The following is a 16010-nucleotide window of genomic DNA, read 5'->3' as shown; positions in this document are numbered from 1 at the left end:
AATATCCCACCAACCGTTTGTGCTGCCCCTCGTCCTGCCGCGCTAACACTAGCGCCGCTTTTACCGCTTCCAGTGCCAACAATCTGCCTTCGACTTCTTTTACCTCAACCCTGAAGCCACGGATTTTTACCTGCTCATCATCCCTGCCGACAAAATGTAGACTGCCGTCCGCCCGCCGCACCGCCTGATCGCCGGTGCGGTATAAACCTTGCCCCACTTCCTCTGTAAAAGGATGTGCCAAAAACTTCTCTGCCGTTAACCCCGCACGTCCGGCATAACCTAATGCCAGTCCTTTACCGCCAACGCACAATTCCCCTGCAACACCATAAGGCTGCAATTGTTGTTGCTCGTTAAGCACATACAACCCGGTATTGGCCAGCGGCTGCCCCACTGGCACCGTGTCCACATCCGCTAACACCAGCTCCGTGGCACGGCAGTAACTGGCATCTATCACCGATTCTGTCTGCCCGTAAAGGTTAAAACATTCTGTATTTTCCCCGATAACCCTTTTTAAACGCCGCAGATCCCGTCCGTACCAGGCCTCACAGCCCACTGAAATATACGCCATCGCATCCAGCTTTTGCCCGCTTTCAAGCAAATGATCCGTCAAAGCGCGGATCACCGCCGGAACAAAGTCGCCATAGGTGATCTCCCGGCTTTGGATCATCTGATACAGCTTATCCGGCGAAAGTAGTACCTCTTTCGGGCAAATCTCCAGCCGTCCGCCGCAGCCGAGGGCTTTCATCATATCGCCAAGCAGGATATCGACTGACAGTCCCGCCATTTGTAATACCACAGGCGGGCGCTTTTCCAAGTCAAACACCCGGTTCCAGCCATCCTGGCGCACAAGCATCGCCTGATGCTGCACCATGATCCCCTTAGGTTGCCCGGTAGAGCCCGAGGTATAGATAACATACGCCAGATGACGGGGCGCCAGTCCCAGCGAAGATACCGGCAGGTTATCCGCCGCCATCTTCGTCAGCGCCTCCTGCAGTGCACCATCGTCCAGGCACAACACCTGTCCGCAACAGTCAGGTAGTTGCTCCCGAACACTGTGCTGCGTCAGCACTAACGTGACGCCACTGTCGCTGAGCATATGCCTCAGCCGCGTTTGCGGGTAGCTGGGATCTAAAGGCACATAAGCGCCGCCAGCCTTGAGGATTGCCAAAATGGCAATCACCATGTCCACTGAACGTTCGACGCTAAGTCCCACTAAGGTATCCGGCTTCACCCCTTGTGCTTTCAGGTAATGGGCCAGCTGGTTGGCGCGGCGGTTCAACGTCTCATAACTGAGACTTGTCTCTTCACAGATCAGGGCGGTTTTCTTTGGATGGGTATCGACCTGACGTTCAAATAATTCATGCAGACACAGCTCCGAGCGGTACTTAGCTGCGGTATCGTTCCAGGTATCCAGTAACTGCTCACGCTCCTGTGGCGTCACTAATTCATGGGCATAAACATCCAATTCAGGGGACGTTAAAAGGGAGGACAACAAAACCTCAAAATGTCCCGCCATACGTTCGATGGTTTGAGCCTCAAACAAATCAGTATTATATTCCCAGGCTAGTATCAGGCCGTCTGCTGCTTCTGAGATATTCAGGGTCAGATCAAATTGGGCGATCCCCGGCCCCTGTTTTTGAACTTCAGAAAGCTCAAGTCCCGGCAGCGATAAATGACCCGTTTCATTGTTTTGCAGGGCAATCATCACCTGGAATAACGGGCTGTGGCTCAAGCTACGCTCGGGTTGCAAGCGTTCGACGATTTGTTCAAACGGCACTTGCTGATGGGCATAAGCGTCAAGCAGCATGTTTTTACTTTGTTCTAACAGCGCATGAAAACTCGGGTTATCAGATAAGTTACTCCGCAGCACCAGAGTATTGACGAAGAAACCGATCAAACCGGCTACTTCCACCTGCTCCCGGTTTGCCACTGGCGTGCCGACAACGATATCCTGCTCATTGCTGTAGCGGGCTAATAACACAGAAAAAACGGCATGCAATCCCATAAACAACGTGGCGCCTCGTTCTTGGCACATGGCCATCAAGCGCTGGTGTGTCGCTTGTTCTATCCTTGAGACATAGAGATTACCGGCAAAGCTTTGCACTGCCGGTCTGGGGTGATCTAGCGGCAGGCTGTGCAGCACCGGCAAGTCAGCAAGCTGTTTTTTCCAGTAAGCCAGCTGTTCATTCAGCACAGCTCCCTGCAAGTAGTTGCGCTGCCAGTGGGCATAATCGCCGTACTGGATCGCCAGCGGCGGCAGAGGGTTGTCCTGCCCTTGGGCATAGGCCGTATATAAACGGCTAAATTCATTGACCAAGATCTCCTGGGACCAGCCATCGGAAGCGATATGATGCATGGTCACTAGCAAGATATGCTCTTTAGCTGAAATTTTCAGCAGCTGCGCCCGCAACATCAAATCCCGTGTCAGATCAAACCGCTTCCCAGCTTCCGTTGAAACGGCTTCGGCTATTCGGGTCTGTAGCGCTTGCTGCGAAAGGGCGGACAGATCCGTCAGCGCCACCTCAAAGCTGTCTAACTCACGGATCAGTTGTATCGGTTCACCATCGTCGCCGGCAACAAAATAGGTGCGCAGGCTTTCATGACGTAACAGGATAGTGGTAATCGCCTGTTGCAGAGCGTCCTCATTGAGGGTACCGGTCAGTTTTAACGCCGCCGGCATATTATAATGGGCGCTGCCACCGTCGATTTGATCTAACAACCATAGCCTTTGTTGGGCAAAAGACAGGGGTAAACTCTCGTTTCTCGACACAGGCTTTAATTGAGCATACTCAAAGGAGGTTTCTAGCTCCTGTAACTTCAAGGAGGCAATGATCTGCGTTTTATTCTCGATGATAAGCTCTTTAAACTCTTTGGTAAGCGCCCCTTCTGGAGCCTTATAGGCTAAGTTTCCATCCTTCAGGTAGAGGTGAATGCCTTTAGTGGCTGCCTTTAATATGATATTACTTACCATTAGAATAATCCCTCTTCTACATTTTCATTTTCAGCCAGCGTATCGAGGTTGGCATCATTTAAACTTACGGCATCTATGTATTGTGCAATACTTTGGACATTGGCTTCTGATAACAGTATGGCAAAAGGCACAGTCACACCGAATCCGGCATTCATTTTTGCTATTAATTTTGTTGCCAATAAAGAGTGTCCGCCAAGCAAGAAGAAATTATCCTTGATACCGACTCGCTCAACTTGCAGGGTTTCCTGCCACAAGTCACACAGGCTTTTTTCTGTCTCGGTTTCGGGAGCGAGATATCCTTCATCAATCATCCCCATTTCAGGAATAGGCAGTGCCCTACGATCGACTTTCCCGTTTACAGATAACGGCAGTTGCTCCAGATCGACAAACACTTTAGGTACCATATACTCAGGCAGATATTGAGATAAATAAGACATGAGCACCTCTGTCTCAAGGTTGTTATTGTTTTTAGAAACAATATAACCGACGAGGTATTGATTCTTTTTACCGTTAATTTCTAGTTCAACTACATTTACTAGCGCTTCTTTTATACCAGTATGAAGGTTTAACACCGACTCTATTTCATTCAGCTCGATTCTATAACCCCTTAGCTTGATCTGATGATCAGTACGGCCATGCAATTCCATATTGCCGTCGGGAAGAATTCGTCCTAAGTCGCCGGTTTTATACATGCGGGCCCTTTCACCATTGATATTAGTTTCAATAAAGGGATCATCAAAAAAGGCCTGTTCGGTTTTCACGGGATCATTCTGGTAACCATAGGCAACCCCAACTCCGCCGATATAAAGCTCGCCAACAACACCTTCAACAACAGGCTGCTGTTGTGCATCCAGAATATAGAACCTGTTATTGTCAATAGGAACGCCGTACGGAATACTGCTTAAATGCTCTACCTTACCCGACACACGATAAAAATTAGACCAGACGGTTCCTTCTGTCGCTCCCCCTAAACTGATAAATTCGGAATTGGGGAACCAGTGTTTTGCAGCGGAAGGCAGCATAGTTGGGATCCAATCACCGCTTAAGAAAATCAAGCGTAAATGATGCCCAAGGAGCTCGGCTTGTCTTTCATCCAGGTCGCTGACCAGATGGTTTAACGTACTGGGTACCGAATCCCAGAAAGTGATTTTTTCAGTAATTATTATTTCATAAAGAGCTTCAAAATTATGCAACTGTGATTGTTCCACAATCACAATACGCCCTCCGGCCGCTAGGGTGCCAAAGATGTCATAAACGGAAAGGTCAAAGGTCACCGAGGTAATAAAAAGCATCACATCAGACGAGGTGACAGTGAATTCTGTGTTCACCCAGCTAATGAGATTTACCGCCTGATGATGCGCAATCCTGACCCCCTTAGGTTTACCTGTGGAACCGGAAGTATAGATAATATATGCCAGCTCGCCGGCATCTTTTGTCAGACCCGGGTTTTCTATTGAAAATGTCGCGTAATTTTCTTCTTGCAGATAGAGGTGATGCGCATTGGTGGCTTGCGTTGGTCTGTCAAATATAACCAGTTTCAGCTGTGCGCTTTCCTCTATTGCTTGGATTCTTGCCTCGGGATAATCCGGCTCCATAGGCACATAAACCGCTCCTGCTTTTAATATAGCTAACAGGGTGGCAATCATGTCAAAGGATCTTGACATCACCAGACCCACATGATCGCCTGATTGTATGCCTTTGCCGATCAGCATCCAGGAAATCCGGTTCGCTTTAGCGTTCAACTCCTGATAGCTATAACTCTTACCATTGTGCCTTAAAGCTATTGCATCAGGTGCTTTAACCACCTGCTCTTCAAACAAGGCATGCATTGTTTTTGTATAAGCATAGGCTTTATCGGTTTCGTTAAACTGAGTGTTTTTTGTACCTACAGATTCCACTAAATCCGTTGAGCACAACTGTGCTTCACTGCTCGCCATCAACTCTAGTATCTGTAGGTAGAGATTTAGGGCAAGCTCTACTTCTTTGGCATCAAAATATTCTTCACTATACTTTATCTGTATCGCCATGCCATGCTGACCATTTTTATGCACTTCCAGATCGAACTTGGTATTGGTCATCTCAGAGCCATTGATGGCAAACAATTCCTTCTCAGAGTTAATTAACATATTGCTTTCTGCAGCCGGCATCAGCTCAGGAAAGTCGGTGAAATTGAAAATGACATCAAACAAGGGATTGCCGTTTGCATCATTTTCCCCGGCTAGCCTGGCGATATCTGCCAGGAAAATTTCATGCGCTTTGACCTGGCGAAGAAAATCCCGAACTTGGGTAATTAATACATGTTTATTAATTGAAGTATGTGCACTTAAACGCAGTGGAATAGTATTAAGAAAACAGCCAAGAACTCTGTCGGTATCCTTGATCTCGGGCCGGTTATGGGTCACAACACCAGTCAGGATTTCCGAGTCTCCGGTAATCAGGGACAATAGATACACATGTGCGGCCAAACAGATTTCTTTTATCGTATAACCTTTACTCTGCGTCAGCTGCTGCAATTTACGCAGCAATGAGGCATCGACCTCACCTTTGACCGCCGTCATCATTTTAGAGCTTGAAATCGGCTTACCGGCATAATTAAAAGGTAACTTCATGCGGTTATAATTTTGTAAGTAGTCTTTCCAGAAGACCTGTGTCTGATCGGAGCAGCTACGATACAAGTTAATCGCGACATAATCCCGGTAAGTGGACTCAGGCGCTGGGATCAAGTCCCGGTGACCATCTTTCAAGCGGGCATAATTAGCCAAGAGTTCAGACACCATAAGATTTAAACTCCACCCGTCCAAAATAGCATGCTGTACTGTCAGGATAATACATACTCGGCCTGAGCTTAGGGAGAAAAGCTTCACCCTCCATAACAACTCGTTGACTTTGAAAGTAAACTTATTATTTAGATCTTTCCGACAATAGTCCTCTATCTGTTGCTTTTGAATGTCTGGCGCAGCATCGGATATGTCCTCGATGCCGATATTTAACTGTGATTTCCTATGTACAAATTGCACCGGCTCATCAAAACCATTAACGGCAAAGCTCGTTCTTAAAATAGAGTGTGCCTGACATATATATTCGAACGCCTGATTGAAGAGCGCTAAATCAAAGTCCACCCATTCCAGTACAAAAGGAAATTGATCATGATAGATAGGCACTTCAGGTTGGGTCTGGGCGAAATAGACCATACTTTGCTGAATAGCACTTAGCGGAAATAAGGTTTCACAATCGTCTGGCAACTGCTGCTTCAAAACAGCATGGTTTTCAATATTATGTCTGAATTTATCTATCTCTTGTAATCCCTGCTCCAACTGCTGCTGAACAATGCCAGGCTGACCGATTGCTAGGGATCGGGATAATTCCCGCACCGTGCTTAAGGCAAAGATATCTTTTACCTGTATGTTTGCATTTAACTCACTGTTGATCCGAACCACCAACTTAGTCGCTAATAAGGAATGGCCGCCTAACTGGAAAAAGTTATCCATAATTCCGACTCGTTCCACCTCCAGCACTTGCTGCCAAATGCTGCATAACGCCCGTTCCGTATCCGATTTAGGGGCTACATACTCCGCCCTGGATAATCCAATATCTGGCTCCGGCAGTGCCTTAGCATTGACTTTACCATTCGCTGTCAACGGCAAAGCTTCCAGTATCATATACGCCGACGGCACCATGTACTCCGGTAAAGCCTGACGAATATGCCCCTTAACATCCTCTATCAAGGCCCCTGTTTCCCTTTCACTGTCGTCAACCACTAGATAAGCGACCAGCTGGCTGTTGTTTTCTCCATTGTCCCGAGCCAACACTAGGGCTTCCTGAATGTCACTATGAGTTGCTAGAGCATGCTCTATTTCACCCAGCTCTATACGAAAGCCCCGTACCTTCACCTGGTGATCTATTCGTCCCAAATATTCAAGCTCACCTCCCTCCTGTCGGCGCGCCAGATCGCCGGTGCGGTAAAAGCGTTTCACACCCTGTCCCGGTAAACACACAAAACGCTCAGCACTCAACTCTTCCCGATTTAAGTAACCCCGGCTAACCCCGTGGCCGCTGACATACATTTCACCACCAATACCGTCCGGTACCAGCACTTGTTTTTCATTCAACAACAGAATATCCAGATCTGCCAGTGGCTTACCTATCAGGCTCGCACCCCGACCTTGCGTCAGATCTTGTTCCCGAATACGTCGATAGGTAACATGCACTGTGGTTTCGGTGATCCCATACATATTGACCAACTCTGGGGTGTTATCGCCATGGCGCGCCACCCAAGGTTTAAGCTGAGTGAAATTCAGGGCTTCCCCGCCAAAAACCACATAGCGCAGCGCCAGTGGTTCATCCCGACGGCTGTCTTCGGCAATCAACAGGTTAAAGGCGCTCGGGGTCTGGTTTAAGACCGTCACTTTTTCCTGCACCAACAACTGGTAGAAATCTCCGCTCGAGCGCGATACCCAGTAAGGCACTATCACTAAACGTCCGCCATAGGCCAACGCTCCCCAAATCTCCCACACCGAGAAGTCAAAGGCGTAGGAATGGAACAGGGTCCAGACATCAGCTTCACTAAAGTCAAAATGCGCTTGTGAGGTGCCTAGTAGGCGGGTCACATTGTTATGCTGTACCAGCACCCCTTTAGGTTGCCCGGTAGAGCCTGAGGTATAAATAACATAAGCCAGATGATGGGACGCAAGGCCCAGCGAAGATACTGACAGGTTCTGCACCGACATGTCCGACAACTGTGCCTGTACGGCTTCGTCATCCAGACACAGGGCCTTGTCCGCCAACACCGGTAATTGCGCCAGCACCGCTTGTGAAGTCAGCACGGTTTGCACACCGCTGTCTTCAAGCATATACGTCAGGCGGGACTGTGGATTGGCCGGGTCAAGCGGTACATAGGCCCCGCCTGCCTTGAGAATAGCCAACATACCGACCACCGTCTCCAGCGAGCGCTCAACGCAAAGTCCCACTAAAGTATCCGGCTTCACTCCCTGTGCTGTCAGGTAGCGAGCCAATTGGTTGGCGCGGCGGTTTAACTCGCCATAACTAAGACGGCTTGCTTCATATACTAGGGCTATTTTCTCCGGGTGGCGCGCTGCCTGCTCTTCAAATAATTCATGCAGGCAGCTCCTTGACGGGGTTAAGCACTCAATATCCTGACTGCTTGCAAGCAGCTGTTCACGCTCCCGGCTGGTCACCAATTCATGACTGAACACATCTCGCTCAGGTGACTGCAACAGGGCGCTCAGCAACACCTCAAAGTGCTCCGCCATACGCACTATCGTCTCGTCTTTAAAGACAGCCGTATTAAACTCCCAATAGAGCCCGAGGCCACCGGCCTCCTCTGCCATATTCAGGGTCAGGTCGAACTTCGCGGTTTGTCCGCCGCCTTCCACCATCGACAACTCTAATCCCGGCAACGATAAGCTGCCCTGATCATTGTTTTGCAGCGATAGCATCACCTGAAACAGCGGGCTGTGACTCAGGCTGCGCTCGGGCTGCAAACGGTCAACGATTTGTTCAAACGGCACCTGCTGATGGTCATAGGCATCGAGCAAACAGCGCTTGCTCTGCCCCAGTAAATCATGAAAACTTGGACTGCCCGATAAATCGCTGCGCAGCACCAGCGTATTGACAAAAAAGCCTATTAGCTCGGCAATTTCTGATTGCTCCCGATTCGCCACCGGCGTGCCGACCACGATATCCTGCTCGTTACTATAGCGGGATAATAAAACCGAAAACGCAGCATGCAGCCCCATAAACAAGGTGGCGCCATGGGATTGACACAAGGCCGTCAAACGCGCGACATCGTTTTTATCAAGACTGCTGGCATGAACATCACCGGTAAAGCTTTGCACCATAGGTCTGGCATAATCCAACCGCAGGCTATGCACCACAGGCAAGTACGACAGCTGATTTTGCCAGTAGTCCAACTGCTGCTCTAGCACGTCGCCTTGCAGCCATTGGCGCTGCCAGTAAGCATAGTCGCCATACTGAATGGCCAAGGGAGCCAGAGACGCTTCTTCTCCATGAACATAAGCGCGATACAGCTGGCTAAACTCATTCACCAATATGCCCATGGACCAGCCATCTGAAGCGATATGGTGCATGGTCACCAGCAAAATATGCTCTAGATCGGAGACTTTTAGCAGTCGCGTCCGAAGCATTAAATCCTGGCTCAGGTCAAAAGCGCTGACCGCCTCTTTAGCGATCACTTCAGCAATTTCAGCCTCGCGGATCCCTGTCGTTAGTGTCGATAGGTCCGTAAACGGGATATCAAAAGTGTCCGCTTCTTGGAGCACCTGGATTGGCTCGCCGTCATCGCCGCCAATAAAACATGTACGTAGGCTTTCATGACGCACCACGATAGCGCTAAAGGCCTGCTTCAAGGCGTCCTGGTTGAGGGTGCCAGTCAGTTTTAACGCCGCCGGCATATTGTAATGGGTGCTGCCGCCGTCGATTTTATCCAGCAGCCATAGCCTTTGCTGTGCATAAGACAGGGGTAAGGCTTGCTCTCGGGACACCGGCAGAAGTGGCGGACCTTGCAGTCCCCGGTCACAGCTGTCGATAAAGGCCGCCAGCGCTGCCAGCTTCGGCTGGTTGAAAATCTCCCGCAGCGGCAAAGTCACCTCAAAGGCTTCGCTGCAGCGGGCGGCCAGTTTGGTGGCCAGCAGGGAGTGGCCCCCCAAATCAAAGAAATTATCCCCAAGACCGACACTTGCTATGCCCAGTAGCTGCTGCCAAATTTCACTCAAGCGTATTTCCGTCTCCGTTTGCGGAGCGATATACTCTGCCCTTAAAGCCTCCATATCCGGCTCCGGCAACGCATGACGGTTTACTTTGCCGTTGGCACTTAGCGGTAAAGCATCCAAGACAACAAAAGCCGCCGGCACCATATAATCTGGTAATACCTGGCGTAAATGCCCACGTACTTGCTCAATCAATTCCGCATCCTGCTGCCCTGCTTCACTACTCACCAGGTAGGCCACCAGCTGTGTATTGTTGTCACCGATTTCACGAGCAAGTACCACGGCTTCTTTGATCTCACTCTGCCCTGTCAGTGCATGCTCAATTTCCCCCAATTCAATCCGAAATCCCCGCACCTTCACCTGGTGATCCGCTCGCGCTATAAAGACCAAAGAGCCATTCGCCAGCCAGCGCACCAAATCCCCTGTGCGATAGAGCTGTTTACTGCTGCGGCTGTTCTTTTCATCATAAAAAGGATTGATAACAAACTTCTCTGCCGTCAATGCCGGATGGTTCAGGTAACCTCGGGCTAATCCCAGTCCCCCTATATATAGCTCTCCGACTACGCCCACCGGCACAGGGTTCAAGGCAGCATCGAGCACATAACATTGCTTGTTGTGCAAAGGCTTTCCTATCGGGATCGCCGGGTCCACTTCATCGCCAAAATGATGGGCTGAAGCAAAAACCGTGGTTTCCGTCGGCCCGTACACATGAGTAAAGGCAATGCTTGGATAGCGCTGAACAGCCCTTTCAACCAAGCCGGGATCCGCCTTTTCACCACCAAACAAGACGTTTTTCACCCCGCTATCCCCTAAGGTGTCATTGAGGATCATTTGGTTAAATAATGCGGTTGTGGTGAAAAAGGTATCTATACCATTGGCCGTTAATGCCGATTTAAATGACCCGCTATCTAAAATATGATTCTTCCCAAGCAGGCTCACGGTCTTACCATTTAACAGCGAAAAGAATAAATCAAACACAAAACCGTCAAAGGCATAAGACGATAGGCTGGCTACATGCTCAACCTCGGACACCGCCACATAGCGGTTATTCACAGCAAAAGCAGTCACCGACTCATGCGCTACCATTACCCCTTTGGGCTGCCCAGTAGAGCCTGAAGTATAAATCACATAAGCTAGATGAGAGGGCGTTAATCCCGAGACGATTAGACTCTGTACTGGCATAGTCATCAGTTCGGCCTGTAATGCTTCATCGTCTAGGCATATCACTTGGCCATCAAATACAGGTAATTGCTTCAGCACACTTTGCTGGGCCAGTACCAGAGCGACGTTCGTGTCGCTAAGCATATAGGCCAGTCGTGCCTGCGGATAAGCCGGGTCAAGCGGCACATAGGCCCCACCAGCTTTGAGGATCCCCAGAATGCCTACCACCATATCCACCGAGCGTTCAACACAAAGCCCGACTAACGCCTGCGCTTTCACCCCCTGCGCTTTCAGGTAATGGGCCAACTGATTCGCGCGGCGGTTTAACTCACCGTAACTAAGGCTCATGCCATCACAGACTAGAGCGGCTTTCTTCGGAAAACGATCAGCCTGCTCCGCAAAGAGTTCATGGAGACAGTACTCCAATGGTACTTCTACCTCGGTATTATTCCAGCGCCCAAGTAACTGTTCCCGCTCCTGCGCCGTCGCCAGCTCATGGCTAAAGACATCCTGCTCAGGTGCCTGTACCAGAGCGGATAACAAGACCTCAAAATGCTCCGCCATACGCGCTATTGTGTCGCGCTCAAACAAATCGGTATTAAACACCCAGCTCAAGGTCAACCCATCCGGTTTTTCAGCAACATTTAAGGTTAAATCAAATTGTGACACGTCACCCTGGTTTAAATTTAACTGAGATAAACTTATTCCCGGTAATGACAAATTGCCTTGTTCATTATTTTGCAGCGCCAGCATCACCTGGAATAACGGGCTGTGGCTCAGGCTACGCTCAGGCTGCAGCCGTTCGACCACCTGCTCAAAAGGGACCTGTTGATGGGCATAGGCATCCAGCAACATTTGTTTGCTTTGTGCCAGAACATCAAAAAATCTGGGCTCACCGGATAAATCACAGCGCAGTACTAAGGTATTGACAAAAAAGCCGATCAGATCCGCCACTTCCATCTGTTCACGGTTGGCTACTGGCGTCCCAACCACGATATCCTTTTCATTGCTGTAACGAGACAACAACACAGAAAATGCGGCATGTAGCCCCATAAATAAGGTTGCCTCTCGGGTTTGGCAAATTTTTTTTAAACTTGCTAACTCGGTTTTAGCAATACAGGACACATAGGTTTCACCACTAAAACCTTGAGCTAAAGGCCTAGGCTTATCCAGCGGCAGGTTATGTAATGCAGGCAAACCCGAAAGTTTATCTTGCCAATAAGCCAGTTGCTCGTCCAGCTTATTAGACTGCAGCCATTCCCGCTGCCAGTTGGCATAATCGGCATACTGGATAGCAAGTGGCGTCAGGGGACTCTCTTCTCCCTGCACATAAGCGCTATACAAACGACTGAACTCGTTTACCAGTATCCCCATTGACCAGCCGTCTGAAGCAATATGATGCATGGTGACCAGCAAAATATGTTCCTGGGAGGATAATTTAAGTACCCGTGCTCTCACCATAAAATCCCAGCTTAGATCAAAGATGGCTTCGGCTTCGGCGGAAGCGGCTTGATCAATCTGTGTTTGTTGCACCTCTTTTGGCAGTGCCGACAAGTCCGTTAGCGGCACGTCAAAACCGCTTTTCTCCTTGATAATTTGTACAGGCTCACCATCATCTGCAGCAACAAAACAGGTACGCAAGCTTTCATGGCGCTCCATTATGTCCGCAAATGCCCGTTGCATTGCTCTTTCATCAAAAACACCACTGAGCTTCAAGGCCATCGGCATATTATATTGGTGGCTACCACCGTCGATTTGATCTAACAACCATAACCTTTGCTGGGCAAAAGATAGAAACTCATAATCCCGATTAGACTTAATCGTCAGGGAATGAAACAGTCGAAGAATATTTTCTTTTTGCTGTTTGAGAAGAGCGATTTGTTCTGCCTTCAACGCACCTGGCATGGCCTCAACTTTTAGTTTCTCGCCAACCAGTTTTACTTCTATGCCGTTTTTTAATAATTCTTTTAATTCGGTTAACAGTGTCATAGTTCTATTTCTTCTAATTCATCCTGATTTGAAATCATCTTATTTCTTTGTGGTATGACGATTTGCGTTTCATCAAATAAGTTGTTTCCTATAAGTTTTGCCTGCTTTTCTATGGTGTTGTGCTCGAAAAAAACCTTAATAGGGAAGTTAATTGCAAAAGTTTCATTAATTCTGGCCACCAGCTTAGTTGCCAACAGCGAATGGCCGCCAAGCTCAAAGAAGCTATCGGTGATACCTACTTTTTCTAAACCCAGCACCTGCTGCCAAATTTCACTCAGGCGTATTTCCGTCTCCGTTTGCGGAGCGATATACTCTGCCCTTAAAGCCTCCATATCCGGCTCCGGCAACGCATGACGGTTTACTTTGCCGTTGGCACTTAGCGGTAAAGCATCCAAGACAACAAAAGCCGCCGGCACCATATAATCTGGTAATACCTGGCGTAAATGCCCACGTACTTGCTCAATCAATTCCGCATCCTGCTGCCCTGCTTCACTACTCACCAGGTAGGCCACCAGCTGTGTATTGTTATCACCGATTTCACGAGCAAGCACCACGGCTTCTTTGATCTCACTCTGCCCTGTCAGTGCATGCTCAATTTCCCCCAATTCAATCCGAAATCCCCGCACCTTCACCTGGTGATCCGCTCGCGCTATAAAGACTAAAGAGCCATTCGCCAGCCAGCGCACCAAATCCCCTGTGCGATAGAGCTGTTTACTGCTGCGGCTGTTCTTTTCATCATAAAAAGGATTGATAACAAACTTCTCTGCCGTCAATGCTGGACGGTTCAGGTAACCTCGGGCTAATCCCAGTCCCCCTATATATAGCTCTCCGACTACGCCCACCGGCACAGGGTTCAAGGCAGCATCGAGCACATAACATTGCTTGTTGTGCAAAGGCTTTCCTATCGGGATCGCCGGGTCCACTTCATCGCCAAAATGATGGGCTGAAGCAAAAACCGTGGTTTCCGTCGGCCCGTACACATGAGTAAAGGCAATGCTTGGATAGCGCTGAACTGCCCTTTCAACCAAGCCGGGATCCGCCTTTTCACCACCAAACAAGACGTTTTTCACCCCGCTATCCCCTAAGGTGTCATTGAGGATCATTTGGTTAAATAATGCGGTTGTGGTGAAAAAGGTATCTATACCATTGGCCGTTAATGCCGATTTAAATGACCCGCTATCTAAAATATGATTCTTCCCAAGCAGGCTCACGGTCTTACCATTTAACAGCGAAAAGAATAAATCAAACACAAAACCGTCAAAGGCATAAGACGATAGGCTGGCTACATGCTCAACCTCGGACACCGCCACATAGCGGTTATTCACAGCAAAAGCAGTCACCGACTCATGCGCTACCATTACCCCTTTGGGCTGCCCAGTAGAACCTGAAGTATAAATCACATAAGCTAGATGAGAGGGCGTTAATCCCGAGACGATTAGACTCTGTACTGGCATAGTCATCAGTTCGGCCTGTAATGCTTCATCGTCTAGGCATATCACTTGGCCATCAAATACAGGTAATTGCTTCAGCACACTTTGCTGGGCCAGTACCAGAGCGACGTTCGTGTCGCTAAGCATATAGGCCAGTCGTGCCTGCGGATAAGCCGGGTCAAGCGGCACATAGGCCCCACCAGCTTTGAGGATCCCCAGAATGCCTACCACCATATCCACCGAGCGTTCAACACAAAGCCCGACTAACGTCTGCGCTTTCACCCCCTGCGCTTTCAGGTAATGGGCCAACTGATTCGCGCGGCGGTTTAACTCACCGTAACTAAGGCTCATGCCATCACAGACTAGAGCGGCTTTCTTCGAAAAACGATCAGCCTGCTCCGCAAAGAGTTCATGGAGACAGTACTCCAATGGGACTTCTGCCTCGGTATTATTCCAGCGCCCAAGTAACTGTTCCCGCTCCTGCGCCGTCGCCAGCTCATGGCTAAAGACATCCTGCTCAGGTGCCTGTACCAGAGCGGATAACAAGACCTCAAAATGCTCCGCCATACGCGCTATTGTGTCGCGCTCAAACAAATCGGTATTAAACACCCAGCTCAAGGTCTGGCCGTCTTCCTCTTCAACCAAATTCAGCGTTAAGTCAAATTTGGCATTTTTACCGCCAGCGCCCCCTAATGTCGTCAATTCTATGCCCGGCAAGGACAACTGACCGTCGTCATTGTTTTGTAGCGCCAGCATCACTTGGAATAACGGGCTGTGACTCAAGCTCCGCTCCGGCTGCAAACGTTCAACAATTTGTTCAAACGGCACCTGCTGATGGGCATAACCGTCCAGCAGCATGTTTTTACTTTGCTCTAGCAGCGCCTGGAAACTCGGCTTACCGGATAAGTTGCTCCGCAGCACTAAGGTATTGACGAAGAAACCTATCAAACCAGCCACTTCTACCTGCTCTCTGTTCGCCACCGGCGTGCCAATAACAATATCTTGTTCATTACTGTAACGGGACAGCAACACCGAAAATGCAGCATGCAGTCCCATAAACAAAGTGGCCCCCTGCGCCTGACACAAGCCAGTCAAAGCCTTATAAGTACTTTTATTGATATGAGTGATATGGAAAGCACCTGCAAAGCTCTGCACCGCAGGTCTGGCGTGATCTAATGGCAACGCATGCACCACTGGTAAGCCGGCAAGCTGCTTTTCCCAGTACCCTAGCTGTTCATCCAGCACCGCTCCTTGTAACCAGTTGCGCTGCCAGTAAGCATAATCGCCGTACTGGATCGCCAGAGGCGCCAGCGGATTTTCCTGCCCTTTGGCATAAGCCGTATACAGGCTGCTAAATTCATTCACCAGTATACCCATCGACCAACCGTCCGAGGCGATATGGTGCATGGTCACCAGCAAAATATGTTCCTGCTCGGCAACTTTAAGCAAGTGCGCCCGCAGCATTAAATCTCGGCTCAGCTCAAAGGCCGCGGCCGCCTCTTTGGCAACAGCTTCATCAATCTGTGTTTGTTGCACGGTTTCAGGCAGCACAGACAAATCCGTAAGCGGCACTTCAAACGCCTGCGGCGTATTAATCACCTGAACTGGCTCGCCGTCATCGCCGACAACAAAGCAAGTCCGTAGGCTTTCATGACGTCCTACAATTGTACTAAAGGCCTGCTGCAGCGCCTGACTGTTCAGACTACCCGTTAA

Annotated in this window: 3 protein-coding genes (2 of these 3 running past the window's edge); all 3 read right to left on the bottom strand. The window is 49.3% G+C overall.

The annotated features are described in order from the left end of the window. Tightly spaced (each overlapping or abutting the next), the 3 genes in view from CTT31_RS00625 to CTT31_RS00615 form a layout consistent with a single transcriptional unit that may run on beyond the window. Positions 1–2971 carry the start of a non-ribosomal peptide synthetase gene (locus CTT31_RS00625; protein ID WP_260491767.1) on the bottom strand. 6887 nt of this gene lie to the left of the window's left edge, so only the first 2971 of its 9858 coding nucleotides appear in the window; it begins with the start codon at positions 2969–2971; its stop codon lies off the left edge, out of view. Continuing rightward, the gene (locus CTT31_RS00620; RefSeq protein WP_260491766.1) at positions 2971–12867 is read right to left on the bottom strand and encodes a non-ribosomal peptide synthetase; all 9897 of its coding nucleotides are present in this window, start codon (positions 12865–12867) and stop codon (positions 2971–2973) included. Before CTT31_RS00620 ends, CTT31_RS00625 begins: the two co-directional genes overlap by 1 nt. Continuing rightward, on the bottom strand, positions 12864–16010 hold the end of the coding sequence (locus tag CTT31_RS00615) for a non-ribosomal peptide synthetase (RefSeq protein ID WP_260491765.1). It continues 12900 nt past the right edge of the window; the window shows 3147 of its 16047 coding nt (coding positions 12901–16047); its start codon lies off the right edge, out of view — the gene reads right to left on this strand; its stop codon occupies positions 12864–12866. Before CTT31_RS00615 ends, CTT31_RS00620 begins: the two co-directional genes overlap by 4 nt.

The sequence above is a fragment of the Pseudoalteromonas maricaloris genome (assembly GCF_024746855.1).
In the GTDB taxonomy this organism is placed as follows: domain Bacteria; phylum Pseudomonadota; class Gammaproteobacteria; order Enterobacterales; family Alteromonadaceae; genus Pseudoalteromonas; species Pseudoalteromonas maricaloris.
Note: the sequence above shows the minus strand (reverse complement) of the source record. Positions and strands in the feature narration are given on the sequence as shown.